This window comes from Geomonas sp. Red32, from assembly GCF_023652955.1.
Classification (GTDB): Bacteria; Desulfobacterota; Desulfuromonadia; order Geobacterales; family Geobacteraceae; genus Geomonas.
The window spans coordinates 361383-379894 of sequence record NZ_JAKLOY010000004.1 but is presented as its reverse complement, the minus strand read 5'-3'; the positions used below and the strand labels follow the sequence as shown (position 1 = coordinate 379894).

At 63.4% G+C, this 18512-nt stretch carries 17 protein-coding genes; 5 read left to right on the top strand and 12 right to left on the bottom strand.

Features of this window, described 5'->3' with window-relative positions; all coding sequences use genetic code 11:
* Window positions 1–6: 6 nt before the first annotated feature.
* The 6 genes from L4X63_RS13315 to L4X63_RS13290 all read right to left on the bottom strand — a co-directional run bounded on the left by L4X63_RS13315 (window position 7) and on the right by L4X63_RS13290 (window position 8279).
* Window positions 7–1098, bottom strand: coding sequence for a PAS domain S-box protein (locus tag L4X63_RS13315; protein ID WP_250679131.1), 1092 nt, complete (start codon window positions 1096–1098; stop codon window positions 7–9).
* Window positions 1098–2264 (bottom strand): FIST signal transduction protein, encoded by a 1167-nt coding sequence (locus L4X63_RS13310; RefSeq protein WP_250679130.1) that lies wholly within the window; start codon window positions 2262–2264, stop codon window positions 1098–1100. The genes L4X63_RS13315 and L4X63_RS13310 overlap by 1 nt, the downstream gene beginning before the upstream one ends.
* Window positions 2265–2518: 254 nt before the next feature.
* The gene (locus tag L4X63_RS13305) at window positions 2519–2845 is read right to left on the bottom strand and encodes a type II toxin-antitoxin system HicB family antitoxin (RefSeq protein WP_250679129.1); all 327 of its coding nucleotides are present in this window, start codon (window positions 2843–2845) and stop codon (window positions 2519–2521) included.
* Window positions 2846–2913: 68 nt separating this feature from the next.
* Window positions 2914–4947, bottom strand: coding sequence for an FG-GAP repeat domain-containing protein (locus L4X63_RS13300; RefSeq protein WP_250679128.1), 2034 nt, complete (start codon window positions 4945–4947; stop codon window positions 2914–2916).
* A gap of 70 nt (window positions 4948–5017) precedes the next feature.
* Window positions 5018–5257, bottom strand: a complete 240-nt coding sequence (locus L4X63_RS13295) for a hypothetical protein (protein ID WP_250679127.1) — start codon at window positions 5255–5257, stop codon at window positions 5018–5020.
* Window positions 5258–5741: 484 nt separating this feature from the next.
* Window positions 5742–8279, bottom strand: a complete 2538-nt coding sequence (locus L4X63_RS13290) for a PAS domain S-box protein (protein ID WP_250679126.1) — start codon at window positions 8277–8279, stop codon at window positions 5742–5744.
* A gap of 315 nt (window positions 8280–8594) precedes the next feature.
* Between L4X63_RS13290 and L4X63_RS13285 the strand changes: the two genes are divergently transcribed.
* The 3 genes from L4X63_RS13285 to L4X63_RS13275 all read left to right on the top strand — a co-directional run bounded on the left by L4X63_RS13285 (window position 8595) and on the right by L4X63_RS13275 (window position 10198).
* Window positions 8595–8771 carry a hypothetical protein gene (locus L4X63_RS13285; protein WP_250679125.1) on the top strand — a complete coding sequence of 59 codons (177 nt, stop codon included), beginning with the start codon at window positions 8595–8597 and terminating at the stop codon, window positions 8769–8771.
* A gap of 214 nt (window positions 8772–8985) precedes the next feature.
* Complete coding sequence (locus L4X63_RS13280; protein ID WP_250679124.1) at window positions 8986–9684, top strand: PilZ domain-containing protein; 699 nt, start codon at window positions 8986–8988, stop codon at window positions 9682–9684.
* A gap of 13 nt (window positions 9685–9697) precedes the next feature.
* Window positions 9698–10198 carry a chemotaxis protein CheX gene (locus tag L4X63_RS13275; RefSeq protein ID WP_250679123.1) on the top strand — a complete coding sequence of 167 codons (501 nt, stop codon included), beginning with the start codon at window positions 9698–9700 and terminating at the stop codon, window positions 10196–10198.
* Between the two features lie 30 nt (window positions 10199–10228).
* On the opposite strand, the gene L4X63_RS13270 is transcribed toward L4X63_RS13275, so the two are convergent.
* Genes L4X63_RS13270 through L4X63_RS13255 form a run of 5 tightly spaced genes read right to left on the bottom strand, consistent with a single transcriptional unit; the run spans window position 10229 to window position 15264 of the window.
* Window positions 10229–12538: a DUF3443 family protein gene (locus L4X63_RS13270; RefSeq protein ID WP_250679122.1), complete on the bottom strand. Its 2310-nt coding sequence runs from the start codon at window positions 12536–12538 to the stop codon at window positions 10229–10231.
* Window positions 12525–12791: a DUF2844 domain-containing protein gene (locus L4X63_RS23900; RefSeq protein WP_350339190.1), complete on the bottom strand. Its 267-nt coding sequence runs from the start codon at window positions 12789–12791 to the stop codon at window positions 12525–12527. Before L4X63_RS23900 ends, L4X63_RS13270 begins: the two co-directional genes overlap by 14 nt.
* Window positions 12792–12818: 27 nt before the next feature.
* On the bottom strand, window positions 12819–13340 hold the full coding sequence (locus L4X63_RS13265; protein ID WP_250679121.1) for a chromate transporter: 522 nt from the start codon (window positions 13338–13340) through the stop codon (window positions 12819–12821).
* On the bottom strand, window positions 13337–13921 hold the full coding sequence (locus L4X63_RS13260) for a chromate transporter (RefSeq protein ID WP_250679120.1): 585 nt from the start codon (window positions 13919–13921) through the stop codon (window positions 13337–13339). The genes L4X63_RS13265 and L4X63_RS13260 overlap by 4 nt, the downstream gene beginning before the upstream one ends.
* Before the next feature lie 17 nt (window positions 13922–13938).
* Window positions 13939–15264 (bottom strand): MFS transporter, encoded by a 1326-nt coding sequence (locus L4X63_RS13255; RefSeq protein ID WP_250679119.1) that lies wholly within the window; start codon window positions 15262–15264, stop codon window positions 13939–13941.
* Between the two features lie 356 nt (window positions 15265–15620).
* On the opposite strand from L4X63_RS13255, the gene L4X63_RS13250 reads away from it, so the two are divergent.
* Window positions 15621–17213: an ATP-binding protein gene (locus L4X63_RS13250; RefSeq protein ID WP_250679118.1), complete on the top strand. Its 1593-nt coding sequence runs from the start codon at window positions 15621–15623 to the stop codon at window positions 17211–17213.
* Window positions 17206–17889 (top strand): response regulator, encoded by a 684-nt coding sequence (locus L4X63_RS13245; RefSeq protein WP_250679117.1) that lies wholly within the window; start codon window positions 17206–17208, stop codon window positions 17887–17889. Before L4X63_RS13250 ends, L4X63_RS13245 begins: the two co-directional genes overlap by 8 nt.
* Before the next feature lie 181 nt (window positions 17890–18070).
* Here L4X63_RS13245 and L4X63_RS13240 read toward each other — a convergent pair whose 3' ends face one another.
* Window positions 18071–18508 (bottom strand): SseB family protein, encoded by a 438-nt coding sequence (locus L4X63_RS13240; RefSeq protein ID WP_250679116.1) that lies wholly within the window; start codon window positions 18506–18508, stop codon window positions 18071–18073.
* Between the last annotated feature and the right edge of the window lie 4 nt (window positions 18509–18512).

Sequence of the window (18512 nt, the reverse complement as noted above, 5' to 3'; positions counted from 1 at the left end):
CTCCGTTCAATGCGGCAGACGCCCCTCCAGTTCGCGGATGCGCGCCTTGAGCTCCACCATGCGCAACTCCCGCCCGACGAACAGCTTGTTCATCCGGGCCAGCTCCCCGTTGGTCTGCTCCAGCTCCGCGGTCCGCTCCCGCACCCGCTCTTCCAGCTCCTCGTTGAGCTTGCGGATCGCCTCCTCGGCTCCTTTGCGTTCGGTGATGTCCCGGAAGACCAGCACCGCCCCCACCATGCGGCTGTCCACCATGAGCGGGGTGGTGACGTACTCGACCGGGAAGGAGCTGCCATCCCGGCGCCTGAAGTCGTCGTCGACCACCCCCTGGTTGTTCCACTTGAGCAGGGTGCGTATGACGGCGCCCGGCTCCGGGCGGGCTCCCTCTTCGCTTCCATCCGAGATGAGGTTGTGCAGGGGCTTTCCCTCCATTTCGGCCGGCCGAAAACCGAGCATCTTGGCGGCGGCCGGGTTCACGAAGGTCACGTTCCCCTCCAGGTCGAGCCCGCAGATCCCTTCCCCTACCGAGTCGAGGATCAGCCGGTGGCGGTAGCTTATGTCCTTGAAGGCCGCTTCCGCCACCCGCTGGTGCTGGATGATCCCCTCGGTGTAGGCCTCGTAGCCGCGGCAGAGGTGGATCGCCTTGGCGAAGTTGTTCATCACCGGCTGGAAGATCTGGGTGAGCGGGAGGTTGGTAGAGGGGAGGGAGGGCGCCATGAGGATGATGACCCCGCAGTCGTCGACCGGCAGCCGCAAGAAGACGTGGTAGTAATCCTGGCGGCATGGGAGGCGGCTCAAAAGCTCCCGGTCCTCGACCAGCTCGATCCCGCCGCGGATCAGGGCCGCCGGGACCAGGATGGGGGAGCCGTCGTGGCCGGAGAGATCGAGATCGCCGATCGACTGTTCGAGCCTGATCTCGGCCGTTTCCTCCGCGTTCCCGGAGCGGATCGCCTCGGTGTCGAGGAAGATCAGCCCGCACGGGAAGGAGGTGTGAAACAAAAGGCGCTGGAGGGTCTTGGTGAGCAGAGGCTTGAGCCGCATCTCCCCGCCGATGGTGATGGCCATCTCGTACAGGATGGCGAGGATCTGCTCCCGCTTCATCATCTCCCCCAGCGGCTGCAGACCAGCGCCCCGTTGTGGAAGAACGGATACCCCATCTGGATGGATTGGCCGATCTCTCCCAGGGTGAGGGCGCCCGCCTGGCGGGCCGCGCCGGTGCGCTGGAAAAGTGCCGCCAGTTCGCCGGTCGCCGCCTCTCCGAGGTGGATGCGGCGGCCGGCGCAGTAGAAGGTGAGCAGGTTGGCGCCAGCCAGGGAGCCGTAGATGGTGGCGAGCCCCTGGGCGAGTTTCTCCACCGTCTGCCGCGAATCGACCTCCGGCGCGCGCAAAAGGGTCAAAAGGGCGTTGGGAGGAACCTCGCCGACGCAGAAGATGGAGCCGTCATCCTCGACCGCCACCGGCATCCGGACCACGATCTCCTCGTTGGCGCGGATGATCCCGAACGGGAAGTGGACCGCGTACTGGTAGAAATTGTCCCGGTCGATGTCGATGCCGTACTCCTCGCGGGCCGCCTCCTGGTAGACGTCGAAGGCGGGACGCCAGTCGATGGCGATGATCCGGTTTCCTTCGGTGGAGGTGGCGGAGATCATCCGCTGCGGCGCCAGGTAGCAGTGCTCGACCACCGCGCCGGGATGTTCGGTGAGGAGGATGGCGAGGACTCCCCCTTGAGTGGTGCGGTTGTTGTCGAACAGGCAGGGGATGGGGCGGAAGGTCTCGCTGCCGGCGTTGATCCCCATGTAACGGACCCGGTCCGCCAGTTTAAGGTAGAGCTCGTCCAGGATGGTGGCGATGTGGGAGACCATGGCGTCGAAGATCAGCAAGAGCGAGCTGTCGCGGGGACGCTCCTGGTGCGCGGTTACCTCCTCCGCGAGCCTGGCGGTCGTCTCCGCGGCCGTCCTGTCGTACGGCTCCAGCGCCTCGTAGATCCGCGCGAACGGCATGACGTCGAACCTGAGGAGGATGCAGCCGTGGTCGAGAAAGCGGTCCTTCGCCAGGAGCGCGGGAAAGACGGCGCCGCAGAGCGCGACACCGCGATCGTTGCAGAGCTTCTGCAACTGCGGCACCCACTGTTCGCGTTCCTTCTCGGCGACCAGGGCCAGGATCCCCATGCCGGGGTAGCTCCCCTGCCAGCTTTCCAGCAGGAGGCCGGCCTCTTCGGTGGCAATCTGCTCGAAAACCTGCATGCCAATCTGCGGGTGCTCAGTCATAAGCGCCTCCTTCGTCACATAGATCTGCTGGAGGGTAGAGCCTGGCAATGTCACAAGCCACCGGCGGCCGGTAACTGGTTCCAAGTATGTTGGGAAAATTACAGGTGTTTAAACTTTTTAATTCAATCACAGATGGCGTTACTGTCAACCGTTCCGGCTCAGTTACTGACATAGGTCGGCGGCTACCGCACTCTCTGTGATTGCTTTGAGTGTTTCGAAGGGAGGGATGGGGGAGAGAATGGATGGCGGGAGGCTCAGGTAGCCTTGGAAAGTACCTCGGAAGCCCACTGGTTGAGGCTCATCCCGTGCGCCTCAGCCATCATGGCAGCCCGGGCATGGACCTCGGGCGGGACCCTGAGCATGAGCTTGCCGGAGTAGGGTTTTTGGGGCGGACGTCCGAGTTTCTCGCAGGTGGACAGGTAGTCGTCCACCGCTTCCTGGAACGCCACCCTGAGCTCTTTAACCGAGTCGGCATGGAACCCGACGACGTCCTTGATCCCTGCGATGTGCCCGACAAAGCAGGCATCCTCGTCGCTGTACTCGATTTTCGCGGCGTATTCCCGGTAGGTCATCGTGCTCATGGTTTGACTCCTGCGTTCTCCAAAAAAGTCCTCGCGTCCCGCACTCTCCCGGCGTGCCTTCCCTCTATCTAGCGTCGAGGCAGCACAAAGAGCCCCTCAGTCGACCAGGAAGCGACGACATCCGGCAGGCCGTCGCCCGTTACGTCTCCAATGGCCATGGCTTGATGGACGACCGTTCCACCCCAGGTTTGATTAGGCAGGTAATAACTCTTCTCGTACTTGAATGTGTGGTCTGGATACTGCCGGAGCAACATGACCTCGTGACCGTAACTCAGGATCAGGATGTCGTTCAAGCCGTCGCCATCCATGTCAGCGATTTTGACCTCATCCTGAACGCTTGTCGTGAAGTTTATCGTCGTTGGGCCGGTCAACGTTCCCGTAGAATTTTGAAGGAAAATGTTGAGGTAGCCGCTGTTTCCCGGATCGGCCACCGCGATATCTGGACGGCCGTCGCCGTTGAGATCCCCCAGGGCGAAGGATTCGAACGACATCCAGTAACTCGTTTGGACCGTGTAAAAGTCGGGTGAAGTGCTGAAGACTCCTGGAGACGTCTGCTTAATCACCGCCAGTTGCTTGGCATCGCTCTGCACGACAACATCGTTTCGCCCGTCAGAGTTCATGTCCGCTACGTGAATCTCTCCCACCACAGGGACGGAGGTGTAGGCATGCTCTGTTCCCAAGGTGCCGCCTGCCCCTTGGAAGAAGAACGAAAGCACGCCGTTGCCGCTGCTCCGGGGACTTGCCACGACGATATCCGGCAAACCATCGCTGTTCAAGTCGGCAATCGCCAACTTTCCTGCCGTGTTCGTTGAGAGAGCGAACTCCTGGGGGGCATTGAAGGTATGAGTTGCCGGGTCCTGCTTGTAAACGACCATTCTTCCGAGCCATCCCCCGAGCGGCGTACTCGCGTTACCGGTCACCACCAGGTCGGCTAGACCATCGTTGTTAATATCCTTGATAGCGATCCCTTTCAGCATCAACGACGTGGTGATGACCTGCGGCGGATCGAAGGTGCCGTTAGCGTTTTGGTAGTAAACGAGAATGCGCTGTCCGTTTTCCTCCATAACGGCGATGTCGTTGCGGCCGTCCCCGTTGAGATCCCCCATGGCGGTATCGCCACCCCAGAAAGTTCCGATGGAATCTGGCACCGGATATCGGACCGCTGCAGCGAAGCTAACTTTATCCACATCAACAAGGGACGAGATTGAGCGGTAGTCCGCTTTTGAATACGATGACGGCGCGTATTGGGCACCATCAAGGTACACGAATCTAACGTACCTGACCAAGGACAGGTCGACTTGTCCAGTCGGCGATGTCGTGGCCGCCGGCGTGATGGAAACTTCGCCATTGCCGCCTATCAGGTTGGTACTCGAATGGTCCTGCGTCGAATATGTACCGGTAGTGTTGCCGAGATACGTTTTGTTGGCGTCATAGAGCCAGCAAAGCATGTTGTAGGCCCGCGGTTCATTAGCCAGATAGCTCGTCCTCACCGCCGCAAAACCAGTTGTTGTGATGCTGCCTCCGTTCGCTGCGGAATATGTAACGGTGTACCCTTGGGAGGGGAAGCGAGCCAGTGCTGGTTCATACTGCGGTTGATCTGCCGATGATGGTGTCCAGTCCTCCTGGGTATAGATATACTGGTGCGTCGCATCGGTTGCGCTGCCGGGATCGTGCAGGGTTACCTGCTTGCTTGACGTTTGCCCGTTGTTCAACGTGATCTTGGCAGTCCAAGCACCACCAAGGGGAAACGCATTCGGATTGGCGCCGTAATAGATTCCCGCGCGGACGTACGGTTTTCCGCTACTGCTGGTTCCCGTTTGGAAGTTCTGCGCCGGAATGGTCCAGGTCCACCCGGTTGGCGAGGTCACGCTGAAACTTTGGATATCACTCGCGGCGACGAAATTGTAGTACACCAAGACGTTCAAGACGCAGGTTTCGCCATTCGAGGTGTCAGCAGGCGCCACGTTGTCGAAGTACCATCCGACCGAGGTTATCAAGCTGTCGCCAGGTGCCGGAGCCCCTCCGCCACCCCCGCACCCAGACAAGCCAAAGACAGCAACAAACAACAAGACAATCGCCACTTTTACTGCATTAAATTTCATGCTTTATCCTTGGAACAGCTGATGTAACTTTTATTTACTCACAAACCCCTTCCCTGTCTTTGCTTCCATATCACTTATCGATGTGGAAACGTACGGGCGGCATAGAGGAATCTTTCAAGCTTCCTGCGATGGCTGTGCCAGCATTTTTTGTGGCGGTGGCGTCAGGTTCAGACTGCTCGATCACTAAGTGGAAGGGACTATATAGGCATTCAATGCGCTTGTCAAAGTGAACCTGGAAAGGTGGTTGAGTATTAAGTGTGGTGAAAAGGACTGATTCTGTGAGGGAGTGAAGCTGCTTCTTCCATCTCATTAATGTCCCCCTTGCCGCCCTCGCCTGGCAATAGCATCCCCCGCTACCAACGGGCCTGCTCGCCCCCCCGGTCGAGGGAGCCTGAAAGGTGTAACCATTTTCCCGGTGAGGAGGGGGGTAATCGCGTGCTTCGGTCGCAGGACGTGCAGTCGCGGTGAACCAGATTTTTACTGTAATTCCAGCTTGGTAGCTGAAGGCGCTGGCGGCGGATCCCCTTCCACGGTCAGGAGCTCCCGGCTGAGGGTTTTTCGGGTAATCCTCTGCTATATCCTGTGGTTAAGCCGTTTTTTTGCACTCCCGTCCCAAAATGCATCTTTTGGCGCTGCAGAGAGCGGGACGGCGAAGGGCGTGGGGGGTAATGAGAAGGTCTCGGGGGAGGGGATGGCTAGTAACGGCTACGGCCGGTGCAGGGATTCCGGCCGGAATGAGGGTGAGGCCGATTGGCTGCACTCCTGCGATCATGATCGCTTTCGGCGTACCGCTTTTACCTCATTGCCTCTTGAATCTTCTGTTCGAGGTCGGCCAGTTGGAAGGGTTTTTGGATGAAGGCGTCGGGCTTTTCGCCGGGGAACTGGTCGGCGATGGCCTGTTCGCTGTAGCCGCTGCTCAGGATGGTGCGCACGGAGGGATCGACCTTCTTGAGCTCGCGGAAGGTCGCCACTCCGTCCATGACCGGCATGGTGAGGTCGAGGATCACCAGGTCGATCTCGCTTGCGCGCTCCCGGTAGATCTCCACGGCTTCCTCGCCGTTGCGGGCGGCCAGGGCGGCAAACCCGAGGTGCTCGGCAAAGCCCGCCCCCAGGTCGCGGACTTGGTCCTCGTCGTCCACCACCAGGATGGTCCCTTTCCTCTCCCCCCGTTCCGCGGCGGGACGGGAGGGGGTGCCCGGGCCGGCGGCGGGGAGGGAGACCCCTTCGGCGGCGGGGAAGCAGATCCGGAAGGTGGTCCCTCTCCCGATCTCGCTCTCCAAAAGGATGAGCCCCCGGTGGGACTTGACGATCCCCAGCGTGGCCGCCATCCCGAGTCCGCGCCCGGTGAACTTTGTGGTGAAGAACGGCTCGAAGAGACGTGCCCGGGTCTCCTCGCTCATCCCCGACCCGTTGTCGGCCACCTCCAGGTAGACGAACTCCCCGGGCGATGGTTTCTCCGCCAGCACGCTTTTTTGCACCGTTTCGTAGTCGCACTGCATAACTCCGGTGGAGACGGAGACGATGCCCGGGCGGTTGCCGATCGCCTCGGCCGCGTTGGTGATGAGATTCATCACGACCTGCTGGATCTGCCCGGGGTCCCCCATCACGACCGGGAGATGGCCGCCGGGGAGCATGGTCAGGTTTATCCCCTTGGGGATCACCGTCCTGAAGAGGCCGGTGTTCCCGGTGACAATGGTGTCGAGGTCCAGGGGCTTTAGCTGGAACACCCCTCGCCCGGCGTAGGCGAGCAGCTGCCGGGTGAGGTCGGCTCCCCTTCGGCAGGCGGTGATGGACTGCTCCAGGTTGGCGGTCACCGGTGAACCGGGCGGGAGCTTCATCTGGGCCAGGTCGAGGTTGCCGAGGATGGCGGCCAGCAGGTTGTTGAAGTCGTGGGCGATTCCCCCCGCCAGGATCCCCAGGCTCTCCAGCTTCTGGGCGTGGAGGAGGCCCCGCTCCAGGTCGAGCCGGCGGCTTTCTTCGAGAACGCGGTCGGTGATGTTGCGCGAGATGGTGACGATGCCGTGTACCAGGGGGGCAGCGAGCCGGTTGACCGCGGTCGCCTCCATCCAGACATAGCTTCCGTCCTTGTTGCGGTAGCGGTAGCGGACGGACTGGGGGGTGGCGGGATCGGCCAAAAGCGCCTGGAAGGCGGCCGCGACGCTGGGCTGATCCTCCGGGTGGATCAGGTCGAAGGTGTTGCGCCCGCGCATCTCGTCGTCGCTGTAGCCGTGGATGGCGCTGGCGGCGGGGGAGTTGTAGGTCAACATCCCGTGCTCGTCGATGGTGCTGATGATGTCCGGGGAGAGGGCCATGATGCTCCGGAATCGCTCCTCGCTCGTCCGTAGCGCCAGGTCCATCTTTCTCAGCTCGCTTACGTCGGTCATCATCATCTGCAGGTACGGCCGGCCGCCGAGGTCCACCGTCTCCGCGGAGAACATGATGTCGCGCGCCTCGCCGGAGCGGTGCCTCATCTGCAGGCTGCTGTTGACGATTCTCCCCTGGCTCTGGAGGGTCTCGATGATCTTGTCGCGGTCCTCCTCCCGCAGGTAAACGCCGAGCGAGTCGGTGGTCCTGCCGATCGCCTCCTCCCGCTTGAAGCCGAAGAGGGCGAGCCAGGCCGGATTGAGCTCCACCAGCCGTCCTCCCACCAGTTCCCCAAGCCCGATGGCGATCGGGGAGTTGTCGAAGATCGCCCGGAACCGCTGCTCGCTCTCCCGCCGCTCATGGTTGATCCGTTCGAAATAGACCAGCAGCATCCCGATGGCGATCCCCAGCGCCATGATCCCGCCGAAGAGAAAGCCCCAGGGGGCGATCGCGGGGATGGGACGCAAAAGCGGGTAGTCGAACTGGTGGACCCCCCAGATCGCGAACAGCCAGCCGACGATCGGGCCCGCCAAGTCGCCGGACCGGGAGGCCCTGATGACCTGGCAGCCGGTGTGGATATAGGTGCAGCCTAAAAAGGCGAAGACGGGGATGATCAGCCAGAGGGAAGGAATTGCCCAAAGAGTGGCGATGAGAGTCCAGACCGAGAGGGTGGCGCCGCAGACCACCAGCCACCTGGCAGGCGGCTTCCCGATGAACTGCCGGGTGCCGGCCAGCAGCACGACGGAACTGAAGATGATGGAGAGATAGTAAATGACGGTGGCCGGAAGGCCCGGGCTCCCGATGGAGGACGAGGCGAGTGCCACGTAGCGTACGACGTAGATCCCCCACGCGATCGCCCACTTCTTCAGGAACGGCTCGCGGTAACAGCGGTAGAGATAGGTGTTCACCAGCATCAGGATGAAGACCGAGCAGGCGGTCGATATGGCGGCGAAGGGAAGCCAGGACATTCGTGTCTCCGGGATACCGTTTCACCCGCGGCGTCCTCGCCCCGCGGGGACCTGTTTTCGCCCGATCATGCTCTCAGGCCGCAATGTGTTTCCTTGAAAGCAGTCAATAGGCTACGGAAAAGTGTGTTTGACAGAGCATAGCTGAGGGGTAAGCTTGGTGAGGACCGCAGGTTAGCTTCCCCGAAAGCTCATAACGAGCCATGACAACTGTATCACCATTTTCCCCAGAGACATTGAAGACGAGCAGTCACTCTCCCTTCTTGATTCCGGCCAGGGCAGATACAATCGTCCGTTGAAATCGAACAGGAGGCGCGTTTGAACGAGAGAAAGAGCATACAGGGGCTGCTTCCCATCTGCGCCTGGTGCAAGAAAATCCGTACCGGCGAAGGAATCTGGACTCCCCTCGAACAGTACCTCACCGGTAGTTACGACGTCGACTTCACCCACGGAATCTGCCCGGAGTGCTACGCGAAGCTCTCCCCCGAATGCTGACCGGCGCCCGGTTCCGCCTCACCCCGGAAAAAGTTTTGCCTGCCACTTATCATTAACCACTCTCCTGCCGATAAGCTTCACTACATCTGCCGCACCCAACGTTCATCTGCCCCTCGACGCTCTCCGATCGGCCCGGGCATGGCCGATACGGCTGCGGTGGTGGCATCGCCGGCGTCCGGTCCCGTGCAGGGACCAGCGCACCCTGGGGGAGTCCATGTCTGATACCGCTGCCGTCGTGGAGGATCCCCCGGTCCTGGTGATCGCCTACGACGAGAAGGTCCGGACCCTGCTGGCCCAGAGCCTGACGCCGTTAGGCATCCGGACCGTCGCCTGCGAGAGTTTCTGCGCGGCAGAACAGGTCGCGCTCGCCCAGGCCTGCCGGGGGGTGCTGGTGGACCTGACCGCCATGATCAAGGCGAAGTCGGAGGAGAGGATCGTCGCCCACACCCTGGCGACCTTCTTCCCGGTCCTGCGGGTGAGGGCCATGGGGCCGGTGGTCGTCCCGATGTCGATGCCGGGGGACGCGCGCCAGGAGAAGAGCGTTAGCGACTTCGTGATCAAGGGGTGCTCGGGATACCTTCCCCGGCGGCTTCGCAGGCACCGGCGCAAGCCGATCTGCCTCCCGGTCTCGCTGGAGGGGTGCCGGGGATTCACCCTCGATCTCTCCTGGGGAGGGGCCTTCATCGCCGACATGAATCCCGAGCGGTTCACGGCCGACGACCGGCTTACCGTCACCTTTCCGGATTTCGGCTGCGATGTCCCGGTGAGGGTCGCCAGGGTGCAGTTGTGGGGGGAGCACCGTCCACCGGGGATCGGAGTGGCGTTTGCCTCGCCGGTGCCGGAGCTGGAAGCAGGTTTGCGGAGTCTGTTACGAAGCGAAAAGGATAACGATTACGACAGGATCATAACGTAAAAGGAACGAGACCATGGTAGATGCCAAGATTCTGGAACTGCTGAACACCACCGAGGAAAAACTGGTAGAAAACCTTCACAAGGACGTGGCCGAGATCTTCACCACCATGATCGGGGTCGAGATTACCTCGAGCGAGGTGGCCGAGACGGCGACCCAATTCAAGGAGAGCGTGAGCGCCATGGTCGGCTTTGCCGGCGGCTATAACGGCATGATCAGCCTCAACACCCCCCGCTCGCTGGCCCTGCACTTCGCCTCCCAGATGCTTGGCATGGGGGAGGACGAGTGCGAGGGGGAGATGGACGACGCCATGGGAGAGATCGCCAACATGATCGGGGGGAGCTTCAAGCACCAGTTCGTGAAGGACGGCCACGAGGTGCGGCTTTCCACCCCCTCGGTCATCCGGGGCGACGAGTACCACATGACGGTCGGCACCCTCCCCGGCGGGCTCACCCTCCGCTTCGAAACCGGCGCCGGCCACTTCACGGTCAGCGTCTATCTCGAAAACGGCGACTGACGCTGCAACCGGGAGGGCTCTGCCCCCCTCCTAGTAACCCCAATAGGGGCCGGTCCCCAGGGACGAATTGGTCCCCTCGATCCCGACGTAGATGGTTCTTCCCAGGAAGAAGGGAAGTCCCCAGTCGAAGGCTCCGGGCATGTTGGCGCCCAGGTCGTTGAAGACGTTGTTGTAGCTGTTGAAGAGCGCCGTCGAGTTGGCGATCTGGAAGCTTACCTGGCCGCTGGGCGACCCGTAGGCGCCGCTGTTGGTGGCGGAGAGGGTCATGGTCTGGGAGGGGGCGAACCACCCCCCGGAGTCGAGCGGGATGCCGGAATCGGGGAAGAAGAGGCCGTTGGAGCCGCTGTCGAGGAAGCTGCTCGACAGGGCGGTGCCGTTGAAGGTGGTGGTGAACTCCCCGTAGCCGTCGGCCGGGTAACCGGTGACGCCGGAGGGTGTGTTGTTGGAACGGGTCCCTATCCCGAGGATAAGGGACCCGTTTACGTTGGTGGCCCCGGAAAGGGAGACTCCCGGAAGCTGCAGGAGCACCCCGTTGTTGTCCAGGGGAAGGAGCGAGACCGGGTTCTGGACCTGGCGGGCGAGCGAAACGGTGGTGCCGCTGCAGGCCGATCCGCTGCAGCTGTAGTAGTTCCCGTTGCCGGCGCTGGCTGCGCAGGCGGCGCCGCAGTCCTGGGCGAAGAGCCCCACGCCGAGGATCCCGTTGAAGCCGCCGGCCGCCGGGCTCGTGTCGGCGTTACTGCAGGCGCTGGGGCGGGTCCCGAAGGTGGAGTCGATGACCTGGATCGGGACGGTGACCGCCGGTTCGCCCCCCAGCACCACGTCGGCGCTCGCCACCGGTCCCCAGTGCGAGGAGCCGTCGCCGTACTGGACGCATTCGGTCAACGTGCCGGATCCGGCCGACAGCTGGGGAAGGGTGACGTTGACGGCCTGCTTGAAGATCCTCAGCCCATAGCTCCCGGTGTCGAGCAATACGTCCGTGATGGTCTGGCAGTTCACCGTCCCGGGGGTGCAGATGGTGACGCTCACGCACGGCTTGTTCGGATAGGAGCCGCTCGAGCAGAGCGAGCCGTTGACGGTGACGGTCATCACGTTGCTCCCGGAGCCGGTGGAGGCCTGCTGTCCGGTGACCGTGAGGCTGGCGGAGCTGGAAAGGGAGCCCGCCACCGGCTGGGTCACCGGCAGGGTCGCGGTGATGGTGGTGACCCCGGCCGTGAGCGTGGTGGCAATCCCGGCCGCGCCGGAGGCATTGCTGATGGTGGCGACCGCGGTGGAGGATGAGCTCCAGGTGACCAGCGAGGTGACGTCCTGGGTCGAGTTGTCCGAGAAGGTGGCGGTCGCGCCGAACTGCTGCGTGTTACCGGCGGTCACCGTCGGCGCCTGGGGGGAGACCGCCAGCGAAACGACGGTCGCCGCGCTCACCGTCAGGGTGGCCGAGCCGGAGATGGTCCCCGCGATCGGCTGGGTGGTGTTCATGGTGGCGGTGATGGTGGCCGATCCGGTCGTGAGCGAGGTTGCCTTCCCGGCCGAGCTGGTGGCGTTGCCGATGAGGGCCACCGAGGAGGGCGAGGAGCTCCAGGTGACCGAGGCGGTGAGGTCCTGGGTGGTGGTGTCGGAGTAGGTGCCGGTCGCGGTGAACTGCTGGGAGCTCCCGAGTGCGATGCTCGGATTGGCCGGTGCGACGGTGATGGAGACCAGGGTGGCAGGGACCACCGTGAGGGTGGCCGAACCGGTGATCCCTCCCGAGCTCGCCGTGATGGTGGAGGTGCCGGGGGCCACCGCGGTGGCTACCCCTTGGCTTCCCGACTGGTTGCTCATGGTGGCGACCGCGGGGGCGGTGGATGTCCAGAGCACCCGGTCGGTTAGATCCTGGGTTGAGTTGTCCGAGAAGGTCCCGGTGGCGATGAACTGGTGGCTAAGCCCCATGGCCAGGGTGGGGGCGGCCGGGGTCACGGTCAGGGCGGTAAGGGTGGCCGCGGTCACCGTGAGGGTGGCCGAGTCGCTGACCGTTCCCGATGTGGCGGTGATGGTGGCCGCCCCGACCGCCACCGCGGTCGCCTTCCCGATCGATCCCGCGCTGTTGCTGACGGTAGCCACCGCGGTCGACGAGGAGCTCCAGGTCACCGAGCCGGTGACATCGGCGGTGGTGCTGTCGGAATAGGTAGCGATCGCCGTGAACTGCTGGCTCGTGCCGAGGGCGATCCCCTGGCTGCCGGGGATCACGTTGAGGGAAACCAGGGTCTTGGAGGCGGTGCTCGCCGGGGCGCCGGAGCCCCCTCCGCCGCCGCAACCGGCCAGTACCAGCATCACCATCAAAAAGCCCAGCAAACTAGCTAATTTCATGCACGCTCACCCCCAACTCTCCACGACCATCGCACCGGTCACCAGCCGCTGACGCCGGCGTCCGGCCACCAGCGGCGCCTTCCGGTGTGCCGCCGAGTACTCCCCCCGCGTACGCTCCCCAATAGTTGCCCGAGGCCGGGATGGGGGTTCCATCCCAGGCAATGGTGAAGACGATACCGGAGGCCGACACGCATTCTCTCACAATTGTAGTGCCGTCGGCTATCTCATTAACGCTGCAGCCGTCACGGGAGATGGTGGCGCGGTGGGGGATAGGCTGAAATCAGACGGCTCCGGTGAGGCCCAGGAGGGCACCGGCGGCTATCAGCCAGAGGGGATGGAGGCGGGTGGCGAGGACGGCGGCCACGGTGGCGGCGGTCAAAAGCCAGGCGCCAGGGGTGTGGTCGGCGCCGCGGGAGATGATGCAGCCGCTGGCAAGCACGAGCCCGACCGAGAGGGGAGCGATACCCTGCTGGACGATCCCCCGCCAGGGCGAATTCTTCATCCTTTCCCACAGGTTGGCCGCCGCGAACATCATGAGCGCAGGGGGACCGCTCATGGCAGCTGTGGCGACGAACGCCCCGGCCAGTCCGGCGACCTGCCAGCCGATCAGCGTGGCGATCAGGGAGTTGGGGCCCGGGGTGGCCTGCGAGATGGCCACCAGCTGGGTGAAGGTCTCCTCGCTCATCCAGTGGTGAGTTCCCACCACCAGCCGGTGCATCTCGGGGACCACGGTGCTCGCCCCTCCGAAGGCAAGCAGCGACAGCGCCGCAAAGCGGTACATCAGTTCGAAAAGCGGGTTCATGGCGTCCTCCGCTTTTGCCAGGCAGCCACCAGCATGCTTGCGGGGGCGAGGGCCAGCATGAGGAGGGCGAGCGGGAGATGGAGAAGGAGCACCCCTGCCAGGATGAGGAGGGTGAAGCTCCAGGAGGGAAGGCTGCGGCCGAGATCCCTCCCCATCCGTACCCCCATGGCAAGGATCAGCCCGGCCGCGACCGCCGCAATCCCGCGCAGCATGGCCTGCACGGCCGGATGCGCCGCATAACGGCTGTAGAGCGAGGCGATGGCCAACACGAGGAGAAAGGGGGCGGCGATCAGCCCGAGCAGCGAAACGATGGCGCCGGTTGCCCCTTGGAAGCGGGCGCCGACGCAGACGGAGAGGTTGGTGATGGTCGGCCCGGGGATCAGCTGGCTCAGGCCGAACAGCGAGGTGAATTCCTGCGAGGTGAGCCATCCCCGCTCCTCGACCAGCGCCCGCCGGGCCCAGGCCATCACCCCGCCGAAACCTACCAGCGAGATCCGGGTGAAGCCCCAGAAGAGCCCGGCGTGGCTGATCCCAACGGGGGAGGAGAGCCGCTCCTCGACCGCTGGCGGCTCCCCTGTCATGCAATCTTCCCCGGGCGTCACCGGAGCTCCTCTGCCTCGCCGACGGCCGGAATGGCGCAGAGACCGGCGTCCGCAACCTCGGATTTTTTCCGGTAGAGGATGAGGGTTCCGGCCAGGCCGCAGGCGGCGGCGAACATCATCCAGTAGCCGGGAGCCCCCTTGTCGCCGGTCGCCTTGATGAGCCAGGTGGAGACCGCGGGAGTGAAGCCCCCGAAGAGCGCAGTGGCGAGGCTATAGGCGAGCGAGAAGCCGACCGTCCGGATGTGGGCCGGGATCACCTCGGTGAGGGCCACCACCATGGCGCCGTTGTAGCTGCCGTAGAGGAAGGAGAGCCACAGTTCGACCACCAGCATCTTCATGAAGGTCGGGCCCGCCACCAGCCAGGAGAGGGCGGGGTAGGCGGTGGCCAGGGTGAGGAGGGTGAAGAAGATCAATAACGGTTTGCGGCCGATGCGGTCGGAGAGGGAGCCCATGATCGGGAGCCAGATGAAGTTGGAGACGCCGACGCAGAAGGTGACGACCAGGCTGTCGGTGTCGCTCAGCTTCAGTACGCTCTTCCCGAAGGTGGGGGTGTAGACGGTGATCAGGTAGAAGGAGGTGGTGGTCATGATGACCAGCATCATCCCGGCGGTCACCACCCCCCAGTTCTCCAGCATGGAGCGGAAGATCTCCCTGGTGGAGGGGCGATGGGTGCGGCTTCTGGCCAGGAACTCCTCGGTCTCCTGCAGCGAGCGGCGGATGAAGAAGATGAGGGGGACGATCATGCAGCCGATGAAGAAGGGGACCCGCCACCCCCAGGAGGCGACTTCCGCCTTGGTGAGGAGGATGTTGAGCTCGTAGCCGATGATGGCCGCCACGATGATGGCCACCTGCTGGCTCGCCGACTGCCAGCTGACGTAGAACCCCTTGCGGCCGGGGGTGGCCATTTCGGAGAGGTAGACCGAGACGCCGCCGAGCTCGACCCCGGCCGAGAAGCCCTGGAAGAGGCGGCCGATGAGGACGCAGAGGGGGGCGAGGATGCCGATGGTCGCGTAGCCCGGGACGAAGGCGATCATCACGGTCCCGAGCGCCATCAGGGCGAGGGTGACGATGAGTCCCTTGCGGCGCCCGACCCGGTCGATGTAGGAGCCGAGAATGATGGCCCCGAGGGGGCGCATGAGGAAGCCTGCCCCGAAGGTGACGAAGGTGAGCATCAGCGAGGCGAACTCGCTCCCCGCGGGGAAAAAGGCCTTGGAGATGTAGGTGGCGTAGAAGCCGAAGAGGAAGAAGTCGAACATCTCCAGGAAGTTACCGCTGGTTACCCGAAACACGGCCCCTAGTTTCGATTGCTGCCCGGTTGACATAGTCTCTCCTCCTCGCGAAGCGGATGGTAGTTCTAGAACGGGATTCTATGGATCCGGCGGCCTGCTGTAAACATTGGGCTGAAAAGGAACGTATTATCTTTATTGGCATTTTTGGCGATTTTGGCAGCGGGCGCAGGCCGCCCTTTTTGCCATGAAAGCAGACGGTTTCGAGCGGGAAAAGGGCCGTTTCGTTTGCTTTCGCTTCGCTCATAAAGTACACTCGCCTCGCTAAAACCCAGCCTCAGTGTAAAAGTCCCCCTTGTTAAAGGGGGAGACCTGTTTTCCCCCTCCCCTTGAGGGAGGGGGGCAGGGGGTGGGGGGGAGGGAATGCCGGAAGAAGACGCCGGGAGAGCCGCATGGTGATTAGATTCGGCAGGATGTCGCTGCGCAGCAAGATCAATGGGCTCGTGTCCCTCACCATCTTCTTCGTCCTGGCCATGGTGGTCTCCGCCACCTGGTACCTGGTGGTGGACCTGACCTTCCGGGAGACCGGCGAGCGCGCACTCGTGGTGGCGCGCACGGTGGCGGGGCTCCCCGAGGTGGTGAAAGCCTTCGCAGACCCCGATCCCTCCCGCACCATTCAACCGCTGGCCGAGATGATCCGGCGCGACACCGGCGCCGAGTTCGTGGTGGTCAGCAACCTCAAGCTCATCCGCTACAGCCATCCCAATCCGGCCGAGATCGGCCACCACATGGTCGGGGAGGACAACGCCGAGGTGCTCAAGGGCAAGGAGAGCATCACCCGCGCCACCGGCACTCTCGGGTACTCCGTGCGCGGAAAGGCTCCGGTCTTCGACGCCAGCCACCGCCAGATCGGGGTGGTATCCACCGGCTTTCTGGTCCACAACGTGCGGGCCAACGTCTCCAGCCTCCTCTTCAAACTCCTGGGCATTGCCGCGGTTGCACTCCTGGCCGGGCTCGCCGGCTCTTATCTCCTGTCGGGACACGTCAAGCGGCAGATACTCAATATGGAGCCCGGCGAGATCGCCTTCAGCGTCCAGGAGCAGGCCGCCATCCTGGAGGCGATCCGTGAGGGGATCATCGCCGTCAACGCCGAGGGGATCGTCGTGAGCTGCAACCACGAGGCGAAGAAGATGCTCGGCCGGGAGCGGGAAGAGCTGGCCGGCTCCCACATCGCCGACCTGCTCCCCAACACCCGGCTTCCCGAGGTGCTCCGCGACGGCCTTCCCCAGTACGACCAGCCGATGGTGGTAGGTAACACATTGGCCGTGGTGAGCCGCGTCCCGGTGGTCCTCGGCGGAAAGGTGATCGGCGCGGTCAGCACCTTTCGCGACAAGGTCGCCCTGGAGCAGATCGACCGGCGCTTGGCCGACATCGGCCGTTACGTGGACACCCTGAGAAGTCAGCGGCACGAGTTTATGAACAAGCTCCACCTCATCTCCGGGCTCATCAGGATGTCCGATTACGACTCCGCGACCGCCGTCATCGACCAGGTCAACGAGGAGTACCAGAAGGCGATGGAGTTTTACCTGGCGCGTATCCGGGACACCGCCATCGCCGGCATCCTGGTCGGCAAGACGCACCGGGCCGGCGAGCTCGGCATCCAGCTCGAGGTCTCTTCGGAATCCCTGGTGTCGGAGCACTGCCCGCACCGCGAGGTGGTGGTGGCGGTGCTCGGAAACGCGATCGAGAACGCCTTCGACGCGCTCCAGCCGTTCTCCACCGGGGGAAAGGTATCCGTCCTGGTGCGCGAAGAGACGGACCGGGTGCGGGTGGAGGTCGCCGACAGCGGGCCGGGCGTCGATCCCTCGGTCGCCGGGCGCATCTTCGAGGACGGGGTCACCACCAAGGGAGAGGGGAGGGGACTCGGCCTCGCCCTGGTGAAGAAGATGGTGGAAAGCTGCGGAGGGGAGATCGGGGTGACCGGCCGGGAAGGGGAAACCATGGTCAGGGTCGTGCTTCCGACGTCAGGAGGATTGAATGGATAGCCTTAAGGTGCTGGTGGTCGACGACGACTTCATGATCGCCCGGATGCATGCGAAGTTCATCGAGCAGCAGGAGGGGTACCGCCCGGTGGGAATCGCCAAGAACTTCCAGGAGACGATCGATCTGGCCCGGGAGCTCCGCCCGGAACTGATTCTCCTCGACGTCTACCTCCCCGACCGTTCGGGGATCGAGGCCCTGCGGGAGATTCGCGGCGAGAACCTCCCCTGCGACGTCATCCTCATTACCGCGGCTAAGGAGATCGAAACCATCGAGGAGGCGTTCAGGCTGGGGATCTTCGATTACCTCATCAAGCCGTTCGACCTGGACCTCCTCAAGGGGGCGCTCGGCAAATACCGGCAGTTCAAGTGCCACCTGCTGTCGGGGGGGAACGCGGACCAGAAGTTCGTGGAGGGGCTGAAGCAGTTCCGGGGTCCCAAGACGGCGCCGCAGCAGCTGCCGAAGGGTATCGACCAGCGGACCCTCGAACTGGTGAAGGGGGTGCTGGTTGCCGATGCCTCCTTCCGTACCGCCGACCAGATCGCCCAGACGGCTGGGTTGAGCCGCTCGACGGCGCGCGCCTACCTCGATCATCTCGTGGAACAGGGGATGGTGGAGGAGTCGCTGCAGTACGGAGCGGTCGGGAGGCCTCAGCGCCAGTTCCGTCTGAGAAACGTTTAGGGGCGGGAAACCGAAGGGGATCGGGTAATTTCGGGGAAGATTCGAAAGTCCCCCTTTGAAAAAGGGGGATTTAGGGGGATTTGGTTTAGTCAGTCGATCCGGCGGCGGCTAAAATCCCCCCTGTCCCCCCTTCGCAAAGGGGGGGACCTGGTTTCCCTCGCAACGCTTTGGAGGAGGTGCCTTACCCGCAGCAGTTCTCCGAAGCTTCGGCGGCGGCCTGGGCGTTGCACTTTTCGACCGCTTCCCGTAGCCAGTCGATCTCGTTGGGGAGGAACTCCTTGGTGTACTCGGTCCCCACGTTGAGGGCCCAGTGCAGCGGAGGGGTGGTGGTCAGCGTCAACATGTGGCCGGGGACTTCCACGAAGCGCTTTTCTCCGCCGTCGGCGATCCAGGCCACCATGCGCTCCATGGTGTCGAACAGCATGAGGTAGTCGTTGCCGTTGGCCTGGGTGATCACCGGGATGATTTCGCGCTGACCTTCCGGCGCGCCATCCTGGTGGTCGCCGAGGATGGGGATGAAAAAGGTCGAGTTGAGGAAGAGGTCGTAGAATTGGGACTGCTTCTTCGGGTCGTGGGCGTTCTCGCGCAGCTTGGCGAGCGCCTCGTCGATCGGTGTCATGGCG

Bases quoted from the DNA above. Each gene is read 5' to 3' on its own strand.
- L4X63_RS13315 (WP_250679131.1), bottom strand. From the start codon at position 1,098: ATGAAGCGGGAGCAGATCCTCGCCATCCTGTACGAGATGGCCATCACC.
- L4X63_RS13310 (WP_250679130.1), bottom strand. From the start codon at position 2,264: ATGACTGAGCACCCGCAGATTGGCATGCAGGTTTTCGAGCAGATTGCC.
- L4X63_RS13305 (WP_250679129.1), bottom strand. From the start codon at position 2,845: ATGAGCACGATGACCTACCGGGAATACGCCGCGAAAATCGAGTACAGC.
- L4X63_RS13300 (WP_250679128.1), bottom strand. From the start codon at position 4,947: ATGAAATTTAATGCAGTAAAAGTGGCGATTGTCTTGTTGTTTGTTGCT.
- L4X63_RS13295 (WP_250679127.1), bottom strand. From the start codon at position 5,257: ATGAGATGGAAGAAGCAGCTTCACTCCCTCACAGAATCAGTCCTTTTC.
- L4X63_RS13290 (WP_250679126.1), bottom strand. From the start codon at position 8,279: ATGTCCTGGCTTCCCTTCGCCGCCATATCGACCGCCTGCTCGGTCTTC.
- L4X63_RS13280 (WP_250679124.1), top strand. From the start codon at position 8,986: ATGTCTGATACCGCTGCCGTCGTGGAGGATCCCCCGGTCCTGGTGATC.
- L4X63_RS13275 (WP_250679123.1), top strand. From the start codon at position 9,698: ATGGTAGATGCCAAGATTCTGGAACTGCTGAACACCACCGAGGAAAAA.
- L4X63_RS13270 (WP_250679122.1), bottom strand. From the start codon at position 12,538: ATGAAATTAGCTAGTTTGCTGGGCTTTTTGATGGTGATGCTGGTACTG.
- L4X63_RS13265 (WP_250679121.1), bottom strand. From the start codon at position 13,340: ATGAACCCGCTTTTCGAACTGATGTACCGCTTTGCGGCGCTGTCGCTG.
- L4X63_RS13260 (WP_250679120.1), bottom strand. From the start codon at position 13,921: ATGACAGGGGAGCCGCCAGCGGTCGAGGAGCGGCTCTCCTCCCCCGTT.
- L4X63_RS13255 (WP_250679119.1), bottom strand. From the start codon at position 15,264: ATGTCAACCGGGCAGCAATCGAAACTAGGGGCCGTGTTTCGGGTAACC.
- L4X63_RS13250 (WP_250679118.1), top strand. From the start codon at position 15,621: ATGGTGATTAGATTCGGCAGGATGTCGCTGCGCAGCAAGATCAATGGG.
- L4X63_RS13245 (WP_250679117.1), top strand. From the start codon at position 17,206: ATGGATAGCCTTAAGGTGCTGGTGGTCGACGACGACTTCATGATCGCC.
- L4X63_RS13240 (WP_250679116.1), bottom strand. From the start codon at position 18,508: ATGACACCGATCGACGAGGCGCTCGCCAAGCTGCGCGAGAACGCCCAC.